At 59.1% G+C, this 21,492-nt stretch carries 20 protein-coding genes; 8 read left to right on the forward strand and 12 right to left on the reverse strand.

Annotation, left to right across the window (positions count from 1 at the left end; all coding sequences use genetic code 11):
* Nucleotides 1–309: 309 nt before the first annotated feature.
* Both CBB62_03110 and CBB62_03115 read right to left on the reverse strand, forming a co-directional pair.
* Nucleotides 310–2,730, reverse strand: a complete 2,421-nt coding sequence (locus CBB62_03110; GenBank protein ID OUT41355.1) for a hypothetical protein — start codon at nucleotides 2,728–2,730, stop codon at nucleotides 310–312.
* A 160-nt stretch (nucleotides 2,731–2,890) separates the two neighbouring features.
* Nucleotides 2,891–3,748 (reverse strand): hypothetical protein, encoded by an 858-nt coding sequence (locus CBB62_03115; protein OUT41356.1) that lies wholly within the window; start codon nucleotides 3,746–3,748, stop codon nucleotides 2,891–2,893.
* Nucleotides 3,749–3,981: 233 nt separating this feature from the next.
* Between CBB62_03115 and CBB62_03120 the strand changes: the two genes are divergently transcribed.
* The gene (locus tag CBB62_03120) at nucleotides 3,982–4,467 is read left to right on the forward strand and encodes a hypothetical protein (GenBank protein ID OUT41357.1); all 486 of its coding nucleotides are present in this window, start codon (nucleotides 3,982–3,984) and stop codon (nucleotides 4,465–4,467) included.
* Nucleotides 4,468–4,489: 22 nt separating this feature from the next.
* On the opposite strand, the gene CBB62_03125 is transcribed toward CBB62_03120, so the two are convergent.
* From CBB62_03125 to CBB62_03135, 3 genes are all read right to left on the reverse strand, one after another.
* Nucleotides 4,490–6,004 carry a D-glycero-beta-D-manno-heptose 1-phosphate adenylyltransferase gene (locus tag CBB62_03125; GenBank protein OUT41358.1) on the reverse strand — a complete coding sequence of 505 codons (1,515 nt, stop codon included), beginning with the start codon at nucleotides 6,002–6,004 and terminating at the stop codon, nucleotides 4,490–4,492.
* Nucleotides 6,005–6,110: 106 nt separating this feature from the next.
* On the reverse strand, nucleotides 6,111–6,704 hold the full coding sequence (locus tag CBB62_03130) for a two-component system response regulator (protein OUT41359.1): 594 nt from the start codon (nucleotides 6,702–6,704) through the stop codon (nucleotides 6,111–6,113).
* A 47-nt stretch (nucleotides 6,705–6,751) separates the two neighbouring features.
* A complete protein-coding gene (locus CBB62_03135; protein ID OUT41360.1) occupies nucleotides 6,752–8,134 on the reverse strand; it encodes a hypothetical protein in 1,383 nt (460 codons plus the stop codon).
* Nucleotides 8,135–8,375: 241 nt separating this feature from the next.
* Between CBB62_03135 and CBB62_03140 the strand changes: the two genes are divergently transcribed.
* The 3 genes from CBB62_03140 (at nucleotide 8,376) to CBB62_03150 (ending at nucleotide 10,732) form a co-directional block, all read left to right on the forward strand.
* Nucleotides 8,376–9,161 (forward strand): ABC transporter, encoded by a 786-nt coding sequence (locus CBB62_03140; protein OUT42614.1) that lies wholly within the window; start codon nucleotides 8,376–8,378, stop codon nucleotides 9,159–9,161.
* Between the two features lie 71 nt (nucleotides 9,162–9,232).
* Nucleotides 9,233–10,021, forward strand: coding sequence for an ABC transporter (locus CBB62_03145; GenBank protein ID OUT42615.1), 789 nt, complete (start codon nucleotides 9,233–9,235; stop codon nucleotides 10,019–10,021).
* 36 nt (nucleotides 10,022–10,057) lie between these two features.
* Complete coding sequence (locus CBB62_03150) at nucleotides 10,058–10,732, forward strand: hypothetical protein (GenBank protein OUT41361.1); 675 nt, start codon at nucleotides 10,058–10,060, stop codon at nucleotides 10,730–10,732.
* Nucleotides 10,733–10,747: 15 nt separating this feature from the next.
* Here CBB62_03150 and CBB62_03155 read toward each other — a convergent pair whose 3' ends face one another.
* Together CBB62_03155 and CBB62_03160 are read right to left on the reverse strand one after the other, a co-directional pair.
* A complete protein-coding gene (locus tag CBB62_03155; protein OUT41362.1) occupies nucleotides 10,748–11,761 on the reverse strand; it encodes a hypothetical protein in 1,014 nt (337 codons plus the stop codon).
* A gap of 26 nt (nucleotides 11,762–11,787) precedes the next feature.
* On the reverse strand, nucleotides 11,788–13,038 hold the full coding sequence (locus CBB62_03160; protein ID OUT41363.1) for a Na+/H+ antiporter NhaA: 1,251 nt from the start codon (nucleotides 13,036–13,038) through the stop codon (nucleotides 11,788–11,790).
* A gap of 554 nt (nucleotides 13,039–13,592) precedes the next feature.
* On the opposite strand from CBB62_03160, the gene CBB62_03165 reads away from it, so the two are divergent.
* Nucleotides 13,593–14,885: a poly(3-hydroxybutyrate) depolymerase gene (locus CBB62_03165; protein OUT41364.1), complete on the forward strand. Its 1,293-nt coding sequence runs from the start codon at nucleotides 13,593–13,595 to the stop codon at nucleotides 14,883–14,885.
* A 38-nt stretch (nucleotides 14,886–14,923) separates the two neighbouring features.
* Here the strand turns inward: CBB62_03165 and CBB62_03170 are convergent, their stop codons facing one another.
* The 3 genes from CBB62_03170 to CBB62_03180 are packed head-to-tail and all read right to left on the reverse strand — an operon-like array spanning nucleotide 14,924 to nucleotide 17,488.
* Complete coding sequence (locus CBB62_03170) at nucleotides 14,924–15,367, reverse strand: glyoxalase (protein OUT41365.1); 444 nt, start codon at nucleotides 15,365–15,367, stop codon at nucleotides 14,924–14,926.
* Between the two features lie 12 nt (nucleotides 15,368–15,379).
* A complete protein-coding gene (locus tag CBB62_03175) occupies nucleotides 15,380–16,552 on the reverse strand; it encodes a hypothetical protein (protein ID OUT41366.1) in 1,173 nt (390 codons plus the stop codon).
* Between the two features lie 27 nt (nucleotides 16,553–16,579).
* The gene (locus tag CBB62_03180) at nucleotides 16,580–17,488 is read right to left on the reverse strand and encodes a hypothetical protein (GenBank protein OUT41367.1); all 909 of its coding nucleotides are present in this window, start codon (nucleotides 17,486–17,488) and stop codon (nucleotides 16,580–16,582) included.
* Between CBB62_03180 and CBB62_03185 the strand changes: the two genes are divergently transcribed.
* The 3 genes from CBB62_03185 to CBB62_03195 all read left to right on the forward strand — a co-directional run bounded on the left by CBB62_03185 (nucleotide 17,487) and on the right by CBB62_03195 (nucleotide 20,486).
* Complete coding sequence (locus CBB62_03185; GenBank protein OUT41368.1) at nucleotides 17,487–18,767, forward strand: hypothetical protein; 1,281 nt, start codon at nucleotides 17,487–17,489, stop codon at nucleotides 18,765–18,767. The genes CBB62_03180 and CBB62_03185 overlap by 2 nt on opposite strands.
* A complete protein-coding gene (locus CBB62_03190) occupies nucleotides 18,664–19,437 on the forward strand; it encodes a hypothetical protein (GenBank protein OUT41369.1) in 774 nt (257 codons plus the stop codon). The genes CBB62_03185 and CBB62_03190 overlap by 104 nt, the downstream gene beginning before the upstream one ends.
* Nucleotides 19,438–19,505: 68 nt before the next feature.
* Nucleotides 19,506–20,486 carry a hypothetical protein gene (locus CBB62_03195; GenBank protein OUT41370.1) on the forward strand — a complete coding sequence of 327 codons (981 nt, stop codon included), beginning with the start codon at nucleotides 19,506–19,508 and terminating at the stop codon, nucleotides 20,484–20,486.
* Here the strand turns inward: CBB62_03195 and CBB62_03200 are convergent.
* Together CBB62_03200 and CBB62_03205 are read right to left on the reverse strand one after the other, a co-directional pair.
* The gene (locus CBB62_03200) at nucleotides 20,457–20,981 is read right to left on the reverse strand and encodes a hypothetical protein (GenBank protein OUT41371.1); all 525 of its coding nucleotides are present in this window, start codon (nucleotides 20,979–20,981) and stop codon (nucleotides 20,457–20,459) included. The genes CBB62_03195 and CBB62_03200 overlap by 30 nt on opposite strands.
* A 53-nt stretch (nucleotides 20,982–21,034) precedes the next feature.
* Nucleotides 21,035–21,436 carry a hypothetical protein gene (locus tag CBB62_03205; GenBank protein ID OUT42616.1) on the reverse strand — a complete coding sequence of 134 codons (402 nt, stop codon included), beginning with the start codon at nucleotides 21,434–21,436 and terminating at the stop codon, nucleotides 21,035–21,037.
* Between the last annotated feature and the right edge of the window lie 56 nt (nucleotides 21,437–21,492).

A 21,492-nucleotide genomic window follows, 5' to 3' on the forward strand; every position in this document is an offset into this window, starting at 1 on the left:
TATATAGTATGTTGCCGGTCCGGGCCAGCAACAACGGCTGTCTATGTTTCGATTAGGCCCATGGGCAACCGGCGCGCGATGTCCAACGGACTGTCGCGTGTGCCGGGCTGACATGTTTGTGGCTGGGCCGCATATTAGCGGGCGGGGTGTGAAACCGCTGCACCGAAAAGTGCAGCAAATGCACAAAAAGTGCCTCGGGAGGGCGTGGTTATGCACGTTATCCCGAAGTTACCAACACCGGCTATAGGGGTAAGGCAGTATACCGGACCGCACGGGCCATCAAAGACCCGTGCCGCGAGACCGGATAGATCAGATCAGCAGATTGACAATACCGCTGGCACCGCCGCTATCATCGCCACCAGCGCCGCCGCCAAACAAAAGCAGATACGGGTTGTTGGCGGATTGGGTTGCCTGATCATTCAGGGCCAGATAGCGCTGGATGAATTGCAGGGTAAAGGCGTTCGCGTCCTTGTACGGATTGGCGAAATCGCTGGTTTCGGTTGGATCGGTTTCCGGTGCATTGTCCTGAGCAATGAGGTTTAGTTCATTCAGCTTGGCAGTGATATGCCGAAGATCGGTTTTGAACTGATCGCGGAATGACAGGGCATTGTTCAGCGCCGTATCGATTGCCAGATCGGTGCCGGCACGATCGGTGGTCGCCAGTGAATTGGCAGCGGTAATGAAATCCTCAACCAGCAGGCCATAGGTATCGGCCCCGCGCATCACAAAGCTTTCGCCGGATGTGGTGTAGACACGCAGGTCAGTGGTGCCTTCGGCCAAGAGGTTGCGACCGCCATTGCCATCCTCATCAGCACCGATTTCGGTCTGGGCAGCGGCCTTCAGCTCTTCGAGCTGGTCGGTCAGCGCCTGCAATTCCGCATTGGGCTTGCCAAACGGATCGGACCGGGTCTCAAGCATGTTCAACTGATCGGTATCGGTCTGCAACTGCCGCTCAAGGGTCATCATGTCATGTCTGATGGCTTCCAGCGTGGTCGCAAGGCCAGCGGCATCGGCGGCATCGGCCGGTATCCGTGCCGGATCGATATCCGGGTACAGAGCGCCGTTATTGAAGTCGATACCGCGGGTGGTATAGGTGCTGAACCCGTTGAGCGCTAGCGTCGCCCCGCCATTGGTCAGATAGTTGTTGGGGGCGGGCGGGTTCAAAATGGCATCGAGGGCGACTTGCTGATCCGAAAACAGGGTTTCCAGCGCCGCACGCTCCGGGGCTGTCAGGGCCGGGTCGGAGAGTTGCTTGGCCAGATCCTCAAGCTGCGTCAGGATGTTGACGGCACGCCCGGCATCGGACAGTGATTGCTGGGCATCCACGCGGGCGGCGGTAATCGCCGTCATGTCCAGTGCGGTGGAGAAATACTCAACGGAATCAATGTCGGCCTGATAGGTGTCATTGACATCAATCAGGTCATTGCGCGCGGTGTACAGGCTGGTCCGGGTTGCGACGACCAGATTGTTGGCAGCAACATAGTTTCCGGCCTGAAAGTCCGTGGCTGCGGTTTGAATGTCGGCGAGAAAGCCGCTCAGATCATAGCCGGTCACATTGACGGCGGCTGAGGTGGATTCCAACTGATAGGTAACGGTTGACGGGCCGGGGCCTGGGATTGGCAACAGCAGGTTGGTCTCAACCCCGGTTTCGGGATCAATGATACTGGCACCCGCCAGCACGGCACCGATCTCCCCGGCAATCTCGCCGAACCGTTCCTGATTGGCTGCGATCTCCGCAGCATCCGCGACCGGATTAAGGTCCTTGGTGTCGAAGTAGAGCTTGCGCATCTCGGCGATCAGGTCGGTTGCTTCCTGACTGGCTTTCTGCGCGGCCTCAATGGCACCACCGGCGGTGATCAGTTCACCGATATTGTTTTCCTGAAAGGTAATCTCGGCAGCATTCGGGCCGAGAGGATCGGTCGCGTCGGTGATTGAGGTGAACTGGCCCTGAATGCTTCTCAGCTGCTCAATGATGGTTTCGATAGAGGTCAGCGCTGACTTTCCGGCCTGTTGTCCCGGGCTCAGATTGGCGATATTGGCTTTGGCATCATTATAGAGGAATGCTTCCTGTGTGCCTTCGCTGTCCTCAGTGAAGAAGTCCTCGACATCAAGGCGGTTCTCGATCACGCGGATCTGCTGGTCGAGATCGGCCTGGGCGAATTGTGCTGGCAGGCCGAGGCCGGTGTCGATTACGGCGCGGAGCGCCTTGCTGCTCAGAAGCTGGACAGTGCTGGTAAAATCGCCAACGCTGCGGGAGAAATAGGCAGCTTCCCGCAGGCCGGGATTGCTCTCGCCGAGTGATTTCTCAAATTCGTTGATGACGAACCGGTCGATGATCTCGTTCATGACCGGCGTACTGGCGAAAACCAGATCGCCACGACCGGCATAGCCGAAGGTCTCCGCCATATCCCGGTAGCGCTGGTCGATCAGGATATTGACGAGGCTGCCCTCTGCCCCTTCGCCTTGATAGGGTTCTTCGATGATCTTCTTGTTGCGCGCGGTATAGTTGATTTCTTCTTCGAGCTGGAAGGCAGAGAGCACCACATACATGGCCTCACGGTCATTCACCAGATCATCGAGAGTCTCGAATTCCGTGAACTTCTCGGTGAACTTGTCGATCTGACGCTGGATGTTCGGCGACTTCCGGAAATTCGAAAGCTGCGTTTCCGGGTCTTTGATAAATGCGTTCCAGGCGACGAGGCCGGACGCTCCTGGGATACCTGCTACCATCTCGATCTCTTTCTGTGATCTCGATCTATTCCGATTATCGCCACGCCATCATGGCCGGGCGATCAGTGTTACTCTGTTCCGCGTCTATTGCGCTCTGTCATTCAGATAGGTTTGCCATACGCATTTTCTATGCCAGCAACACCATCTTAAAACAACTGACCTAGATGCTCAAACCGGCTTCCCGGGTCGGTGTATCATCCAAACCATTGGCCACAGTATACACGGTTGCGGCCTGTCCGGAAATAGTCTGATTGTCATTCCCTTGCGCATTTTGCGGCCCGGTTTGGCCGGTATTGGCTCCATTATCAGCCGATGGGCCGGATTCCGGACCGGAAATGTCGTCCGCCGGGTCATTGTTGCCGGTCAGGCGGTCCTGAAACTCAGCCCGCTCCTCGGCGCGCAATTCGGCGCTGGCGGAGACGATTGTCTGGCGTGCGGAACTGGCAACCCGCATGTCCTGTGCCGATGGTTCAGCCGGGGCAAGCGCTGCACGGACCACGACCCGCATCTTGTCGATGGTGGCCTTCGGATCATCGGGGACCGGTGCGGTATCGATCGGTACCTCACCGGCAACGGCATACCGTCCGCCATCCGGCCCGGTTTCGTAGGTATAGGTTGCCTGTCCGGCATATTGGCCACCGGCGGTCATATGCGCCTGCTCATGGCGGCGCACCTCGGCGTCGACCTGCTGCAGCTCATCGACCAGTGCCTGTTCATCCTCGGTCAGGCCGAGCGGATTGTCCGGGGTTACCGCACCATCTTCTGGCTCACTTGCTGCGGTGCCTGCATCTATAGTATTTGCCGTGCTGTTGCCGGTTTCGGGCGTATTGCCGATGGCGGTGACCGCGCTCGGGCTGAGTGAGGCAACGGGTGCCAGTTGCCCGGCATTGCCAGCTGCCTGATTGCGGATGTCGGTTGCCACCTCGGCATCGGACGTGCCGCTCGCCGGAACAGCGACCGGTGCCGCCTGTCCGGCACTGGCGGATGTGCCGATGAAATTAAGACCCAGACCAATCATGGGGCATAATGCCTCGCTTCTCGTTCATGTATAACGGTTACCGTGCTGTCTCTCGTTGAAAAGCCCGGTGCCGCCGCTCCGTATGTTTTCTGCATACGATATACACAACAAAATACGCTATTTTACACGGGCTTTAAAGTGTGATTTTGATAGGAAGCCCCCTGTCGGTTCTGCCCGACTGACGCGTTTTGACAATGCGTTGTAAGGCTGACAAACCCGTAACCAGAGCCTTTATGTCAGATACCACACAATCGGAACCGTTCGGCGTCGCCGCACAGATCACCCGTGGCGTCCAGCGGTTCATGTTGCAGGCCGGTCTGGTCAGCCTGACCGAGGTTATACTCCCCGATGGTCATCGCGCCGACATTATGGCGCTGGATAAAAAGGGGCAGATCACAATCGTCGAGGTCAAATCATCGCTGGCGGATTTCCGCAGTGATCAGAAATGGCATGCCTACAAGGATTTCTGCGATCTGCTGTTCTTTGCCGTTGCTGATGGTTTCCCGGATGAGGTGATCCCGGCAGAATGCGGGCTGCTTCGGGCCGATGCCTATCAGGCGATTATCCTGCGGGCACCCACTGCCAGCCCTCCGCTGGCGGCAAGCAGGCGCAAATCGCTGGTGACGCGGTTTGGCCGTCTGGCGGCCCAGCGCCTGCAACTGCTCAATGATCCGGGGTGCTCGGGGATTCTGCGCGATCTGCCCAATCCGGTGAATTAGGCGCTTGAATCAGGTATCTTAATCAGGCGTCGGCTTTCTGGTCTTTCTCGCCCGCCTGCATCCGCTCGATGGTATTGGTGGTCGAGACGCCTGGCGTCAGTTCGGCCAGATGCACCCGACCGCCAGCGCTCAGCACGATATCGGCCCCGACCACGGTCTCGACCGTATAGTCAGCGCCCTTGGTCAACACATCTGGCTTGATCGCGGAGATCAGGTTGAGCGGCGTGTCCTCATCGAACACGATGAGCAGATCGACGCTTTCCAGCCCGGCGAGCACATCGGCGCGGTCCTCAACCCGATTGACCGGACGGGTTGGGCCCTTCAGGCGGCTGATCGAGGCATCGCTGTTGAGGCCGAGGATCAGCTTGTCGCATTGGGCACGGGCCTGCCGGAGCAGGGAGACGTGGCCCGGGTGCAGAATATCAAAACAGCCATTGGTAAAGCCGACCCGCAGGCCCTGACGCCGCCATTTGGTGATCTGGTCGAGGGCTTCCGGCAGGGTGACCATCTTCTGATGCCGGGCGGCGGTGCGGCTGTGCTGGGTCAGCGCGGCGCTCAACTCGTCACGGGTGCAGGTGGCGGTGCCGACCTTGCTGACCACAATCCCGCCCGCCATGTTGGCAATGGCGGCGGAGCGGGTCAGGCGCTCGTCAAATTCCAGTTCGGGATCAAGGCCGATGGCGGCAGCCAGATTGGCGACAACCGTGTCACCGGCACCGGAGACGTCCCAGATTTCCTTGGCCTCGGTCGGCATGTGCTTGATAACGCCGGTACCGCTGACGATCGACAGGCCTTCCTCGGAACGGGTCGCCACCACGGCCTCGATGCCGCAGGTGTCGATGATGTTCCATGAGGCGGCCTCGATCTGGTCATCGCCATCGGTGCCCATACCGGTCGCTTCCCAGAGTTCTTTGCGGTTCGGGGAGACGACGCTGGCACCGCGATAGCGGCTGAAATCGCGGACCATCGGGTCAACGATGATCGGGATATTCTTCTCCCGCGCGGCTTCGATGATCGCCTTTATGGTCTTGTCGTCCAGAACACCCTTGCCGTAATCGGACAGGACAACCGCGGTTGCCTGCTGCAGCTGTTTCAGCGCAATCTCGATCAGGGCGGCCTGTGCCTTGGGTGGCAGGGCTACCGTGCTTTCCTCATCGGCGCGCAGCAGCTGCTGGTTGCGGGCGAGATAGCGGGTTTTCTGGGTCGAAGGACGGTCGGTGCTGGTAATCAGCCCGTTGTCGTCGCCGAGCAGATCGGCGGTTTTCTGGCGGATGTCACGACCGGCAAAGTCCTCGCCCACTACCGCGGCAATCATCGCCTTGGCACCGAGCGAATGGACGTTCGCCGCCACGTTGCCGACGCCGCCGAGGCTGCTGGTTTCACGCTGTACGCGCATGACCGGGATCGGCGCTTCCGGGGAAATCCGGTCGACCGAGCCATAGACAAAGCGATCAAGCATGATGTCGCCGACACAGAGGACGGCGGCCTGATCGATGCGGGCGACAACGCCGGTGAGAATTTCGTTCAGATCACTCATAGCGGTGCGGGTTTAAACCGGTCATGGAAAAAAGGCCAGCGGCTTTACGCTTTCGAGAGGTGTATTTCCCGCATTACTGCAAAAAAGCACAAGCAAATTCGGTTTGTCATGCCCCTTCGCGCGGGGCGTGCTTGGCGAGGATGCGTTGCAGGGTCCGGCGGTGCATACGCAGGCGTCGCGCGGTTTCCGAGACATTGCGGTCGCATTGCTCATAGACCCGCAAGATGTGTTCCCAGCGGACCCGGTCGGCAGGCATCGGGTTTTCCGGCGGTTCCGGTAGCGCCTTGTCGCTGGTCGAGAGCAGCGCTGCCTCAATGGCATCGGCATCGGTCGGCTTGGACAGGTAATCAACGGCACCGGCCTTCACGGCGGCGACGGCGGTGGCGATATTGCCGTAGGCGGTGACCATGACGATCCGGCAATCCGGGCGCATGTCGCGGAGTGTGCCGACAATGTCCAGGCCATTACCATCGGTCAGGCGCAGATCGAGTACGGCGAATTGCGGGCGGACCCGGCGGGCGATCTCGATCCCGTCATCGACGCTTTCGGCCTGTTCCACGAGGAAGCCGCGTTTCTCCATCGCACGGACCAGCCGCTCGCGATAGGGGCGGTCGTCATCGACGATCAGCAGGTGCTGATTGTTATCGCCGCCATCTGCGGTGCGGTATCCCGTTGCCGGTTGTTGCTGGCTGCTGGCCATTGCCCTTCATCCCTTGTCGCTAATGTCTTCTCTGTCTCACTATATAATTATGTCGGGCGACGCATTTCAAAAGCCTTTCTTGGCCAGTGAATAATCACCTGTGCCCCGCCGCGTGGCGCGTTCCGGAACAGTATGTCAGCCCCGAGCCCTTCAAGCAGGGTCTGGGCAATGAACACGCCGAGGCCCATATTCTCGCCTTTCTGTACCCGCCCGGAGACATAGGGCTCGCCGAGGCGGTCGAGCAGGAATGGCGGAAAACCGGGGCCGTCATCATGAATGGTGACCGTGACCGACTGGGTATCCCAATGCAGCCTTGCGGTGACCTTGCGCCCGGCAAACTGCCCGGCATTCTGCAGGATATTGCCGAGGCCATGCTGAATTTCCGGGCCGAAATAGGTGCTCGGCGTGCTGACCTTGAAATCCGCATCGATCTCGACGGCAAAGCTGATGGTGCCCGGAATATGGATGCGGGCGATTTCCTCGACGATCATCGGCAGCGGCATAGTGTCGAACGGGTTGTCGCTCGCCGGTTCCGGGGTGCGGGACAGCTCGGTCAGGATGGTGCGGCAGCGGTCGCTCTCGCTGATCAGCAGGTCGATGTCCTCAGTAAGGTCGCTGTCCTTCGGAATATCCTTCGAGATTTCCTTGGCGATCATGCGGATCGTCGAGAGCGGGCTGCCGAGCTCATGGGCGGCGGCGGCGGCGAGCGCACCCAGCGCCGATACCTTCTGTTCGCGGATCAGCGCCATCTGGGTTGCGGTCAGGGCATCGGACATGCGCCGTGCCTCGCGCTCGATCATGTAGACATAGGCGCTGATGAAAAAGCAGGCGAGGGCGAGAGCAGTCCAGAACCCGGCGAGATAGACCGGTGGCATGACCCAGCTGATCCCTTCCGGTCCGGGCAATGGCCGATAGGCGACGGCGAGTGCGCTGAGGCAGGCAATGGCGAGACCGACGATAATCAGCACCGACTGGCGACCGAGCATGGTGGCGGCCACGGTTACCGGGGCCAGCATCAGCACGGCAAAGGGGTTCTGCAGCCCGCCGGTCAGATAGAGCAGGGCCGAAAGCTGCAGAATATCGAAGGACAGATAGACGGTTGCGGTGCGGTCATCGGCCTGATTGGGGCGACGCGGCTGGGCAATCACCAGCAGGTTGAGGGCAATCGAGGCGGCAATCAGGATCAGGGCAGGCAACAGGGGCAGATCATAGCTCAGCCCGTATTCCACCAGCAGCAGGGCGATGCACTGGCCGATAATGGCGATCCAGCGATGGAAAATCAGTAACCGCTGGCTGATCCGGCCGCGGCGTTTCGGGGCGCTTTGCTCGGGCGTATCACCGGGGTCGATCTGCAGGCCGGATCTGGGACGATCCTGAGCGTGTCTGTTCCCGTCCTCATCCCCGGCGATGTTTTCTGTGGTCGCTGACATGGGACTGGCATAATCCGATTTTGGCCAAAAAGCGAGCCTTCAGCGGCCGGCCTGTTATCCATGATTGCGGGGATATGAAATCGGGCCATAAAACAGGCTGGTCTTTCGCGTTCATGCCGCCCATATTGCCGCCACCATGCTTGATGATTCCAAACCGACCCTGCTGAAAAACGAGACATCATCTGCCGCGCTGAGGCTGTCCGCCGCCGAAAAAGCGCCCGATTGCACCTTGCCCGATTACATGAACCCGACCGTGCGGGTGCGTAATCTGGTCAAAATCTATGGCAGTGGTGACAAGGCCGAGCGTGCCGTCGATCACCTGTCATTCGATATCGCACCGGGCACGGCAACCGCCCTGCTCGGCGGCAACGGCGCGGGCAAGACCACCACCATGTCGATGCTGCTGGGGCTGCTCACACCGACCGCCGGTACCGCGAAGGTGCTTGGTGCCGATATGGCGCGCGACCGCTACAAGGTCGCGGCGCGCATGAACTTCTCATCGCCCTATGTTGAACTGCCTTATCGTCTGACTGTCCGACAAAATCTGACCGTTTTTGGCAAGCTTTACGGGGTGATACGTCTGGAGGGCAGAATTCGTGAGCTGGCGGATGAGCTTGACCTGACCCGCCTGCTTGACCGCCCCTCGGGGCAACTCTCTGCCGGTCAGAAGACCCGGTTGACCCTTGCCAAGGCGCTGATCAACCGACCGGAAGTATTGCTCCTCGATGAGCCGACGGCCTCGCTCGATCCCGACACTGGCGATTATGTGCGTCAGTATCTGGCCGATTATCTGAAGCAGACCGGCGCCACCATGCTGCTCGCCTCCCATAACATGCCGGAGGTGGAGCGGCTCTGCGAACAGGTGCTGATGATGAAGGACGGGCGGATTTACGATGCCGGGTCGCCGCGTCAGTTGATCGACCGCTATGGCCGCGAAAATCTTGAAGAGGTATTCCTCGATATCGCCCGCAGTGGTCGCGAGAATGACCGTAAAAATGACCGTGAAGCCGATCGGGAGAATGCGTGATGAGCAGTGATGTGAATGGTGAATTGTCACCGGCCACGCCGTTGCCTGCGCTCGGCAACCGTGATGGCTTCATGGCATCGCGCATATACGCCATGGTGCTGCGCCACTGGTATCTGCTGCGCGGATCATGGCCGCGCCTGCTTGAACTGGTCTACTGGCCGATGATCCAGTTGCTGATCTGGGGCTTCCTCAGCCAGTTTCTGGCCGGTAACAGCAGCTGGGTGGCGCAGGGCGCGGGCGTTCTTGTCGGTGCCGTGCTGATGTGGGAGGTCGTGCTGCGCAGTCAACTCGGGGTAACGCTCTCCTTCCTTGAGGAAATGTGGTCGCGCAATCTCGGTCACCTCTTTGTCAGTCCGCTGCATCCCGGCGAATGGGTCGGGTCATTGGTGCTGATGAGCGTTATCCGAAGCGCCATCGGGCTGATCCCGGCATTTATCATTGCCGGTCTGCTCGCCTGGTTCTCGCTGTTCAGCCTCGGCCTGCCACTGGTGGCGTTCTTTGCCAATCTGCTGATGATGGGCTGGTGGATCGGTATCCTGATCCTGGCGATCATCCTCCGACATGGTTTAGGGGCGGAGAGCATCGCCTGGATGTCGCTGTTCGTGCTGGCGCCCTTCTCCTGTGTTTACTACCCGCTCGAAACCCTGCCGGCATGGCTGCAGCCGTTCTGCATGCTGATCCCGGCAACCCATGTCTTTGAGGGCATGCGCTCTGTTCTGTTCGATGGCAGTGTCGATCTTGTGTCGCTGGCGATCGCCTTCGGTCTCAACCTCGGCTATCTGGTCATTGCCGTCTGCTTCCTGCTGAGTGCGTTCCGCAATGCGCGGGAAGAGGGCAAGCTGCTGCAAATGGGCGAGTAGCCCGCACGATACATTTTGAACAAAAGGCTTTTTACGATGCGACAGGACATAACCCGCTGGTGGTGGGTACGTCATGCACCGGTTATCAATCCCTCCGGCGCGATTTACGGGCAGGGGGATATTCACGCCGATACCAGCGATGACGCTGCCTATGATGCGCTTTCCGGTCTGCTGCCCGATGATCCGGTCTGGATGCATTCATCGCTGCTGCGTACCCGTCAGACGGCAGAGGCGGTTCTGGCCGCCCGCAAGCGGGCCAATCCGGATTTCCAGATGCCTGACTTCACCGTCGAACAGGACTTCATGGAGCAGAATTTCGGCAACTGGCAGGGCATGCAGCGCGCCGAGGTTCGTGAACAGCTGAAGCGCGAGCATCCGTTATGGCTCGCCCCTGCCCATTTGCGTCCACCAGAGGGCGAGAGCTTTTTCGACATGCTGGCGCGGGTTGGCCACGGCATCGAGCGGTATAACGCCCTTTATCCCGGTCGGGATATTGTTTGCTTCGCCCATGGTGGCACGATCCGGGCGGTGCTCGCCTATGTCATGGGGATTGCGCCGCAGACCGCGCTCGGCTTCCAGATCGACAATCTGGCGGTGACAGAGGTCAGCTATTTCCCGGAACGGTCAGGTGGTGCGGCTGCGCATTGGACCGTGGGCAGCGTGAACCTGCCGCCGATCCACGGCTTGCGTTTCGGTTTGCCTCAGGCCTGATTGTTTCGAGGCTGATCAGACACCAGCCGCCAGCGCGGCGGCAAAGCAGAGAACCAGTACCAGCAGCAACAGGATGCCGCCGGTCATCAGCGGCAGGCGGCTGCGGATGATCGCTTCCGGTTCCAGCTTGGCGGTGCCGGAGCCGATCCACGGACGATCCTTTTCCCCCTTTACCGGTCCGGCGAGGGCAAAATCCAGTGCTCCGGCGACCGGTCCCCATACCCAGCGGCCATTGGTGGCGAAATCCGCCCTGGCGGCCTGACTGATTGCGGCAAAGGCAGCGCCGATCTTGCCGGGACGCAGGATCGCCAGCCCGGCGATCAGGAGCAGCCCGGCGAGGCGCGAGGCGGGCAGATGGAGGATGGTGTCGAGCCGGGTGATGACCATGCCGAAGGCCTCGAGCCGATGGTCGGCACGCCCTACCACTTCGTCTGCCGCCTGAATGACCAGCAGGATGAACAGGCCGGGCAGGCCGAAGATCAGGAACCAGAAGATTGGTGCCAGCAACCCGCGATCCCAGCCGCGACACTGCATCTGTATCGCCATGCGGACCAGCCCGTGATCATCGAGCGCTGCCGGATCGCCGCGTCCGTATCGGCGGATCAGGCGATTGGCAGTATCACGGTTTCCGGCACGGATCGCCTTGTGCAGGGCCCCGGCAAGCGCAATCGACAGGCCGAGGCGCAGGGAAAACGCCAGAATGATGGTGACGCCCAGCCCGGCAATGATCGGATGGCTGCTGACAAAGCCCATGGTGGCGATGGTGCCAAGTACCAGTGCCGGCAGGATCAGCACGAGGGCCGCCAGCAAGCCGCGAACCAGTCGTGTCTTGTCGCTGCGTTTCTGACGATTGAGCTTGCGCTCGATTGCCTGACACGGGGCCTGCAGGATCGTGTGCAGACGCCAGCGGGCGATGCCGGGCACGCGGCTGATCACGAGCTCAAGCAGAATGGCGGCGATGATGACGAGCAGGCTCGCACTCAGTTCATTGAGTGCCAGTATCTGTTCACCAAGATCGCTGACTTCCATGATCTGTTCCAGCCTTTGTTGGTGGCTCAGCCCTGAGCCATGCTGGCAGTTTCCTCGTCGGCATTATCGGCCTCGGGCTTGTCAGTGCAGAACCGCAGCAGGGCATAGCCGAGAATGCCGGACAGGATGGAACCGGCGAGCACACCGAGGCGCACATCGGTTGCATATACCGGATCGGAGAAGGCAAGGTTGCCGATAAACAGGCTCATGGTGAAGCCGATACCGGCGAGTAACGACGTGGCGTAGAACTGTATCCACTTGGCCCCTTCCGGCAGTTTGCAGAGTTTCAGCTTGATGGCGACGAAGCCAAAGCCGAACACGCCGACCTGTTTACCAATAAGCAAGCCAAGCATGATGCCGAGCGGCACCGGCTCGAACAACTCGCTGAAGCTGAGGCCCTTAAGGGAGACACCGGCATTGGCGAGGGCAAAGATCGGCAGCACGATAAAGGCGACAAAGCCATGCAGCGAATGCTCCAGATGCTCGAGTGGGCTGGAATATTTGGCGGTGGTGAAGGCATCCTCATCGCCGCGTAACGGGATGCACAGGGCAAGCGCGACACCGGCAAGGGTGGCATGGATACCGGACTTCAGCACGGCAACCCAGAGGATGAGGCCGAACAGGAAATACCAGGACAGCCGGCGCACACCCATGATGTTGAGCAGTATCAGTGCTGCCATGGCGCCACCGGCAATCGCCATGGCCTGCATCTTGACCTCGGCAGTATAGAAAAGGGCGATAATCACCACGGCGCCGAGATCATCAATGATCGCCAGTGCCAGCAGGAATATCTTCAGCGAAGGCGGCACGCGCTTGCCGAGCAGGGCCAGAATACCGAGGGCAAAGGCGATGTCGGTGGCCGCCGGGATCGCCCAGCCGCTAAGTGTTTCCGGCGTTCCCGAATTAATGCCGACATAGATCAGGGCCGGGATCGCCATGCCGCCGAGTGCAGTAATTGCAGGCAAGGCAGCGGTCTTGATATTGGACAACTCGCCGGTCAGCATCTCGCGTTTGATCTCAAGCCCGACAAGCAGGAAAAAGATCGCCATCAGCCCGTCATTGATCCAGTGGACCATGCTCTTGTCGATTTCCAGCCAGTCACCGATCGAGAAAGCAATGTGGACATGCAGGATTTCATCATAGAGGTGCGCTGCAGGTGAGTTGGACCATATCAGCGCAATCAGGGCGACAAACATCAGGATGATACCGCCCGATGCTTCGGTTCTCAGAAAGTCCTGGATGAAGGTAAGTGGCTTTTTAACAATGGCTGGGCGCATGTCGGGATGTGTCTCTTTGCTATGTCTCAAAGTCGGGGATGGCTTGAAGCGGATGCCGGATGAGTTGGCACGCTAATGGATTGAGCATAATGCGATATTGGATAAGGTGGCAGGTATACAAGCAATTCGCTTGATGGATGCTGCTGTTTTCGAAATTTGCTGTGGCCAATCTGTATAAGCGGGAGGCCAGAAGGTTAATTTTCTCTGCTTGCCGCACTGACTCGCGGTGCCCGATTCTGGCCATTTTTCGACATGTTTTGCGGGTATTCTGAAATTGCATACCAGATATGCGCAAATTAGTTATGTGGTCAAATAAAGCGCCCATACGAAAAATATGCAATTTATTTCAATGTGTTGCGAGTTGTGTGCGGTGCATGATCCATGTTGCGGCGCACGCTGGATGCAGTCTCAAACTGGAATCCCTCTAACCAGATCGGATCATTTGGGTTCATATTAACGTAATCGGAATGTCTAATCGGCCATGATGATAAGGCCCCATAAAAACAGACACCGGTCCGGGGAGTACATTCGGAAACATCGTGAGGTCGAGGCATTTGCTTTATCAAATCTACGATATGAACCAGGCAGCACTGGCACCAATGCGGTTTGCTGCTGAACTTACCCAGGCTGCATTCCAGAACCCGTTATTCCCGCTGTCCTATACGCGGTTTGGCCGTACGGTTGCTGCCGGCGCTGAAATGTTCGAGCGCACCACCAGACGTTTTGCCAAGCCGGAATTCGGTTTGCACCGTACCGAGATCGATGGTCGCGAGGTCACGGTTGAGGAAGAGACAATTGTGGAAAAGCCGTTCTGCCGGTTGCTCCGCTTCAAGCGCGATACCAAGCGCAATGATCCAAAGCTGCTGGTCGTGGCCCCGATGTCCGGGCACCATGCCACCCTGCTGCGTGGAACGGTAGAGGCACTGCTGCCGCATCATGATGTCTACATCACCGACTGGATCGATGCGCGCCACGTGCCGTTGAAGGACGGCAAGTTCAACCTCGATACCTATATCGACTATGTCATCGACTTCGTGAACGAACTTGGCCCCGAGACCCATTTGATGGCGGTTTGCCAGCCTGCGGTACCGGTACTCGCCGCCGCCGCTGTGATGGCCGAGAACGATATGCCCAACCAGCCGAAGTCAATGACGCTGATGGGTGGGCCGATCGATACCCGCGAAGCACCGACCAGTGTTACCAAATTCGCCGAGCAGCGCCCGATGAGCTGGTTCGAGCGGAATGTGATCGCGATTGTACCGCCTTATTACGGTGGTGGATCGCGGGCGGTTTATCCCGGCTTCCTGCAGCTCTCCGGCTTTATGTCGATGAATATGGACCGCCATATCGGCGCCCATATGAATATGTTCCAGCATCTGGGGAAGGGCGATGGCGAGAGTGCCGCCGCGCACCGCAAATTCTATGACGAATATCTGTCGGTCATGGATATGCCCGCCGAATTCTACCTCGAGACCGTGCAACGGGTGTTCAAGGAACATGCTCTGCCACGCGGCGCGCTGACCCATCACGGTCAACCGGTCAATCCTGCCGCGATCAAGAAAACCGCCCTGTTTACCGTCGAGGGTGAACTTGACGATATTTCAGCGGTTGGCCAGACCAAGGCTGCGCACAAGCTGTGCCGCAATATTCCCGAGAATATGCGTCGTGAGCATGTACAGTCTGCAGTTGGTCACTACGGCATCTTCAACGGTCGTCGCTGGCGTGAACAGATCATGCCACGGGTGCGTGACTTCATCCGCGACAATGACATCAAGCGCAGCCCGGCACCACGCTTCGGCAGTGCTGGGACCAAGGGTGATGTGGTCAAGCTGAAGCAGGCCAGCTGATAACGGCTGTTTTGGCTACGCTTCCGGCATTCCGGGGCTTATTCGGTCGCAAAGACCTGTTTGTCGTCCCGGAATGACTTGAACTCCAGCGCATTGCCGCTGGGATCGGTCACAAACATCGTGGCCTGTTCGCCCGGCTCGCCGACAAATCGGATCTTCGGTTCAATGATAAAGCGCGTTTCGCCACTGGCGACCGCGCTTTTCATCCGTTCGGCCAGGGCGTGCCAGGCGTCCCATGGCAGAATGCAGCCGAAATGCCGGGTCGGGACGGCATCGCCGTCGACTGCGTTGGTGACGGCGCTGTCCATTTCATCGACCAGATGGGCCGAAATCTGATGGCCATAGAAGTCAAAGTCGATCCAGCGTTCAGCCGAGCGCCCCTCACGGCAGCCCACATGCTGGCAATAGAAGGTGCGGGTTGCCTCCAGATCACTGACCGGAAAGGCCAGATGGAAGCGGGTATCGAGCTGCGGTGCCGACATGGGCTGTAATCCTTATGAGCTATGGGCCAGTTTACGATTGGTTTTACGGACATTGCGCGCCCCGAAGACGCCGCCACCAAGCAGGGTAACCGCTGCCAGCCCAAGACAGGTAATGGCAAATACCGGTCGTGCCGCCAGCCAGGCAAGGGCAATGGTGGTGGAGCCGAGGGTCAGGGCCACCATCAGCCCGGCCAGAAAGCCGATCCCGCCGACAAAGCCGCGGAAAAACGGTATGAAGCCAAGCAGGGAGCCGATGAAATGGAAAATCCCCTGCACCCCGATCAGCATCATCACGATACCGGCAGCGCGGATCAGCCAGGCCTTGATCTCCTCCTGATTGCGGCGGGTCTTGATCAATTCCCGAGCCGTTTGCTCGCCTTGCCCGACCAGCAGATAGCGCAGATCATTCGGTGTTGTTACCTCGGTCAGACGGTTGCCGTATTGGCGTGCGATAACACTGATCGGTTGTATCGGCACGTAATTGAACTGTACGCGCATGTCGCCGATAGCAGGATTGCCGTCTTCGCCCTTGCCAGCATAGAGGCGGGTATCGCTGACAGCCTGAAATTCATCCGGCGGCGATAAGGAATAATTGCCAAGCGGCAGTGTCTGGGTCTCGGTCAGGCGCTCGATAATGTTTTCTTCCAGTCGGAAAACTCCGAATTTTGCCTTACGGGCATCAAACCATTCGGATTTATAGCGCATCCGGGGGTTGTCGTAGCCATCCTTGGCAAAGCGTCGGCTGCTGATCGCTTCCTCATCCCAGACCTTGGAATAGGTGTACTCCCTGATTGTCTCCGAGCCGCCGCCGGGAGTATCGCGGGTATAGGTTTTTTCCTTCTCCTGCCATTGATACATCTCAACCTGTCGCTTGAGACGCAGCAGGCCATTGAGCGACAGGCCGAATTTCCTGTCATCAAGGCTTTCCGATGTTTCAGGGGTGCCAACCAGATATACCGGGCCGCCATCAGTTGCTGAGCCTGCTTCGCTCGGATCGACGGCAATGGCGTGCTGCAGCAACCAGTCCAGCCCTTCATGTTGCTTCAGCAATTGTCCTTCGTTCCACCACAGTAGGGGAAAGGCGGCAACAAACAGGATCAGGCCGATTATCATGCCAATAAAACGGCGTTTTATATTCCCGCCTAGCCCAGTGCTGCTGATAACTTCGGTGTAAACGTCGGGCATGTGCAGGGTATCGATATGCAGTTGGTTTTATTGTTGCGCCATTATCCATGAGTGGACGGGATCAAGCAAACTCGCCATGGCCTTATAGCGCTGCATATCCTGTGGCATTGTCGTCAGATTGTCATCCAGCGCCTGCCGCTTGTCGGTTGTATCCGCCGCCACGGCCAGCGGTGCGATCAGAGTGCGGATGGTGAACAGGATGGTATCGTCACCGGCACCCTCAATCCGGCGCAGGGTCTGGCGCTCGACCCGCATGAAGACGGTCTCACCGGCATTGCTTGCTGTCACCGACGCCACCGCCCGGTCGTGATCTTCGCTGCTGCTGGCCGGGTGGAACAAGATGCTGTCGGCATGGAGCGACCAGTTGTGGCGCATGGCAATCTTGCCGGACTTCAGATTGGTGAAGAACCGGTCGACCGGTTTCTGCAGCTTGTCGGTATAGGCCGGAACCGGTGTATGGATGCCCGCCATTGGCTGGCCCAGCTTGTCCGCCAGCCGCCAGCGGTTGGGGAAGCACAAGACCGCACCGGTCAGGCGATAGCTGTCTTCATTGGCAGGGCGCTGCATGATGCAGAAATCCTCCTGCACCAGATGCCCGAGTGCCCTGAGTGCCGCAATACCGTTTGCGCCTGCTGCATTCGGGTCAACCAGACGCAGAACGATACCGGCGGCCCGTTCCGCCGATGGCAGGCAGGCAAGCACGCTGTCAGGTTGTTCGCCCAGCAATCTTGCGCGCTCTGCCATCTGTTCCGCGCGGTCGGGGCCGGGCAACAGCCAGTCGGCTTCAGTGATATGCCGTAGGCCCATGGCGAGCCGAAAACCGCCTGCCTCGAGCGGGAAGGGGAAGGTGGCTTGGTCGATTGATGCTGGATTATCCGACATTGTTGCTCGCATGAGGCTGGTAATCTGCAGGGAATAGGGCATATCTAGCCCCATGAGCACGACAGATACCAGCCTGACAATCGAGACCTATTCCCCGCAGCATCCGATCCGCTTCCTTCTGGCAGCATTGATTGCGCTGGGGCCGTTCACCATGTCGCTTTACACGCCATCCATGCCGGCGATCAGGGAGGCCATGGCGACCAGCGAGTCACTGGTGCAGGCGTCAATCACGGTTTTCCTCGCTGCCGTGGCACTGGGGCAGTTGTTTTACGGACCGGTATCGGACCGCTATGGCCGCCGGGGTGTGCTGTTCTTCGGCTATGCCCTGTTCATCCTCGCCTCGATCGGTTGCGCACTGGCTACCGATATCAGTCATCTGCTGATCGCGCGGGTATTTCAGGGGTTGGGTGCATCCGCCGGTGCGGTGATGTCGCGCGCGATCATCCGGGATCTGTTCGACAAAAGCGATATTGCCCGGATGCTGTCCTTTGTCAGCATGGCCCTCGCTGTCGCCCCTGCTGTTGGTCCGCTGCTCGGTGGCCAACTGGAGACCGCCTTTGGCTGGCAGTCGAATTTTGTCGTGCTGGCCGCCGGTGGCTCTCTTCTCATGCTGCTGGTGTACGTCGTTTTGCCGGAAACCAATCGAAACGTACAGAAGCAATCCTTCCTCCGCTCATATGGCACGCTGCTCGGCAGCCGTCAGTTTCTCGGCTATGCTGGCCCGGTCGGTGCTGTACTCGGCGGCATCTTCTCATTCCATAGTGTTGCGCCGTTTATCCTGATCGATCTGCTCGAGGTGCCGCCGACCCGTTATGGTTTTTTCACTCTGATGAGTGTTAGCGGCTATTTCTTCGGTGCCTTTATCAGCAATCGGGCGGCTGGGCGGGTGCCCGGTGACCGGCTGATCGTGACCGGACTGGTGCTGGCTGCGCTCGGCGGCTCCGGCCTCTTGGTGCTCGGCTGGCTGGAATCGATTGAGTACCTGACGCTCAGTCCGCTGCTCTTCATGACTCCGTTCATCCTCTGGGCCTTCAGCGCCGGGCTGGTGATGCCCAATGGTGCTACCGGTGCCCTGCAGCCGTTTCCGCGAATCGCCGGGGCCGCATCCGCCCTGCTCGGTGCCATCCAGATCGGTTCCGGTGCCGCCATGTCGCTGGCGATCGGTGCTGTCGGTGGCTTTCTGCCGCTGACCTTCGGTTTGGCAACAATGGCACTGGTCGTCATCGGCGGTGGGCTGTACCTTTGGGGCGTGGCGTGCAATCCGGCATGCAACAGTTTCATGCAGCATCTTGAGCCCCGTGACGACCAGCCCCCTGTCAGTACGATTGAATGATGGCCGCATCCTGCCGGTGCATTTGCGCCAGCATGGGCGGACCCGCAGGCTGTCCGCTCGGCTCGATCCGTTGCAGGAGGCGCTGCGGGTAACCGTGCCGCCGGGCACCCGCCCGCGGGAGGTGCAGCGCTTTGTTGACCAGCACAGGGACTGGGTGGCAAAACAGCTCGACAAACGCGGTCAGCGTATCGCGCTGGTACCCGGTGCCGCTGTACCTGTGGACGGGATCGAGCGCCTGATTGTCGGGACCGGCAAGCTGCGCGGGTTGCCGGTACTGACGGATGATGAGTTGCAGGTGCCGGGCGATCCGGAGCACATACAGCGTCGGGTATTGGAATTCTGTAAAAAGCGGGCACGTACGCTTATCGTGCCTTTGGCCGAAATCAAGGCCGAGCGCATCGGCGAGAGCGTACGTCGCGTGACCGTACGCGACACGAGGAGCCGCTGGGGCTCCTGTACCCATGATGGCTGTCTGTCATTCTCATGGCGGCTGGTGCTGGCACCGTCTGCGGTGCTTGATTATGTCGTCGCCCATGAGGTCGCGCATTTACGCCATCTCGACCACAGCGATAATTTTTGGGCACTCAACGCCGAACTTTGCGATGACGATATGGCCACGCAACGGCGCTGGCTGCGTCGACATGGCCGTGACCTTTTTCACTACGGCTGATTTGTGCATGGCTGCCAGACATTTAATCTGCTGCCCAAAAAGGGTCAGCAGTGCTTAACTAAAAATCTATGTCATCCAATTACGATCTGATTACTACTTTTCGCGATAGCATCTCCCGCCGGGCGGCCAGCTTGCCGAACCCGACCAAGGGCATGTTGTGGATGCTCGCCGGTGGCGTCTGCATGACCACGGTCATCACCCTGATCCGCGCGATTTCCTCGGAAATGCACGCGCTCGAGGTGGCCTTCTTCCGTAATGTCTTCTCGCTGCTGTTCATGGTTCCCTGGATGCTCAAGCTGCCACGGGAAAAGTTGCGCACCAAGCGTCCGGTAATGCATGCCTTGCGGGCTATTTTCGGTCTGACAGCCATGTGTTCATGGTTCTATTCCGTCACTATCATGCCATTAGCCGAGGCCGTGACGCTGAGCTTCACCACGCCACTTTTCGCGACGGTACTGGCGGCGATTGTGCTGAAGGAGACTGTACGTGCCCGACGCTGGACCGCGACCATCATCGGGTTCGTCGGTGTGTTGATCGTGTTGCGTCCCGGGGTTGATGTCATCCAGCCCTCTGCCTTTATCGTGCTTGGTTCGGCTGGTTTTCTGGCTATCACCATGATGTATGTGAAGTCGCTTGCGCGAACCGAGGCGACCTCGACCATGCTGTTTTACACCATGTTCTGGATGACGCCGCTCTCACTGATCCCGGCGCTGTTCGTCTGGCAGATGCCGACGGTTGAGAATTTGCTCTGGATGGCCTTGATCGGATGTGTCGCAACGGGCGTTCAGGGCTGTCTCGCCCAGGCTTTCCATTACGGCGATGCCAGTTTTCTGGCACCTTTCGAGTATGCAAAGCTACCGCTGACCGCCTTGGTAGGGTGGCTTGCATTTGGTGAGGCGACGGATATGTGGACATGGATAGGTGCCGCGGTGATCGCCGGATCAACCGTCTATATCGCGCGCAGGGAGTCGCAACTGCACAAGCATCCGGTGGAAATGGAGCCGGAGGCACCCGAGCAATCAACCATAGCTGACGATCCGAAGCAGTGAGATGCCGAGACAGGCAACTGCGCTGAAGGTAAGGCGAAGGCGCAGCTTGCGGTACCAGACCGGGAAGCGACCGATGCGGATGCGCTTCAGGTCAATAAGCAGGCTGAGCAGCAGGCCGGCAATCAGCATGGCAACGGTCTGATCCAACGACAGCAGCGTGGCACCGGGTGGGTCCATCAGCGGGAATGACGAGATTGCCACCACTGCCCATGAAATCACTGCCGGGGTGACGCCCCAGACATAGGGCTCCCAGCTGCTGGTCGGTGCATCGAAATCCCGTTGCAGCGCCCAGCCCCAATGTACCGCGCCGAAAAAGCTGAGCGTAATTGCGGCATAATAAATCTGGGCACTGGCCATATAGGCGGCATAGGGCAGCGGCAAGAGCCATGTTCCGAGCGCGCCAATGACAAAGGGCACCAGTCCGACATAGCCGAGCACGGCTGCCGGGGCGGGGATCAGGTCCGAGGATAGCGGAGAGGTGCTTTGATCTGACATGAGGCTATACCTGAAAATAAAGCCGAAAATCGAGCGAGTGCCCGGTTCCGGTGTTACTGGTTTTCCTGTTCCGGCTGGCTTGCCTCATTCAGCGCAGCACTGGCCCGGGCACGATGCTCAGGCGTGATATGGACCATGACCACCTGCAGGGTTGCGGCAAGAGTGGCGGCATCATCAATGAAGCCGAAACCCGGGATGAAGTCCGCAATCGCATCGGTCGGGATAATAAAATAGACCAGTGCGCCGAGCAGGGCAGCCCGTACGCCCAGAGGTGTATTCCGATCAGTGGCGGCGTAATAGGCCGCGGTCAGGTCATTGGCAAATGGTAATTGCGCCAGATAACGCCGGATCTTTGGCCAGAACTGGTCGGCAACAAATCGCTCCTGACCGTTGAGGATGCGGGCATCCACATACTCGTCACCCTGTCGGACCAGTTCGATTATCTCATCTTGCATATGCTTTTTCATCGTGATGCGGATTATGCGTGCGGTTTCAACCTGTCACAAGTAAC

This window comes from Micavibrio sp. TMED2 (assembly GCA_002168225.1).
GTDB lineage: Bacteria > Pseudomonadota > Alphaproteobacteria > TMED2 > TMED2 > TMED2.

Coding starts and splice junctions, on each gene's coding strand:
- CBB62_03110 (OUT41355.1), bottom strand. CDS start 2,730: ATGGTAGCAGGTATCCCAGGAGCGTCCGGCCTCGTCGCCTGGAACGCA.
- CBB62_03115 (OUT41356.1), bottom strand. CDS start 3,748: ATGATTGGTCTGGGTCTTAATTTCATCGGCACATCCGCCAGTGCCGGA.
- CBB62_03120 (OUT41357.1), top strand. CDS start 3,982: ATGTCAGATACCACACAATCGGAACCGTTCGGCGTCGCCGCACAGATC.
- CBB62_03125 (OUT41358.1), bottom strand. CDS start 6,004: ATGAGTGATCTGAACGAAATTCTCACCGGCGTTGTCGCCCGCATCGAT.
- CBB62_03130 (OUT41359.1), bottom strand. CDS start 6,704: ATGGCCAGCAGCCAGCAACAACCGGCAACGGGATACCGCACCGCAGAT.
- CBB62_03135 (OUT41360.1), bottom strand. CDS start 8,134: ATGTCAGCGACCACAGAAAACATCGCCGGGGATGAGGACGGGAACAGA.
- CBB62_03140 (OUT42614.1), top strand. CDS start 8,376: ATGAACCCGACCGTGCGGGTGCGTAATCTGGTCAAAATCTATGGCAGT.
- CBB62_03145 (OUT42615.1), top strand. CDS start 9,233: ATGGCATCGCGCATATACGCCATGGTGCTGCGCCACTGGTATCTGCTG.
- CBB62_03150 (OUT41361.1), top strand. CDS start 10,058: ATGCGACAGGACATAACCCGCTGGTGGTGGGTACGTCATGCACCGGTT.
- CBB62_03155 (OUT41362.1), bottom strand. CDS start 11,761: ATGGAAGTCAGCGATCTTGGTGAACAGATACTGGCACTCAATGAACTG.
- CBB62_03160 (OUT41363.1), bottom strand. CDS start 13,038: ATGCGCCCAGCCATTGTTAAAAAGCCACTTACCTTCATCCAGGACTTT.
- CBB62_03170 (OUT41365.1), bottom strand. CDS start 15,367: ATGTCGGCACCGCAGCTCGATACCCGCTTCCATCTGGCCTTTCCGGTC.
- CBB62_03175 (OUT41366.1), bottom strand. CDS start 16,552: ATGCCCGACGTTTACACCGAAGTTATCAGCAGCACTGGGCTAGGCGGG.
- CBB62_03185 (OUT41368.1), top strand. CDS start 17,487: ATGAGCACGACAGATACCAGCCTGACAATCGAGACCTATTCCCCGCAG.
- CBB62_03180 (OUT41367.1), bottom strand. CDS start 17,488: ATGGGGCTAGATATGCCCTATTCCCTGCAGATTACCAGCCTCATGCGA.
- CBB62_03195 (OUT41370.1), top strand. CDS start 19,506: ATGTCATCCAATTACGATCTGATTACTACTTTTCGCGATAGCATCTCC.
- CBB62_03200 (OUT41371.1), bottom strand. CDS start 20,981: ATGTCAGATCAAAGCACCTCTCCGCTATCCTCGGACCTGATCCCCGCC.
- CBB62_03205 (OUT42616.1), bottom strand. CDS start 21,436: ATGCAAGATGAGATAATCGAACTGGTCCGACAGGGTGACGAGTATGTG.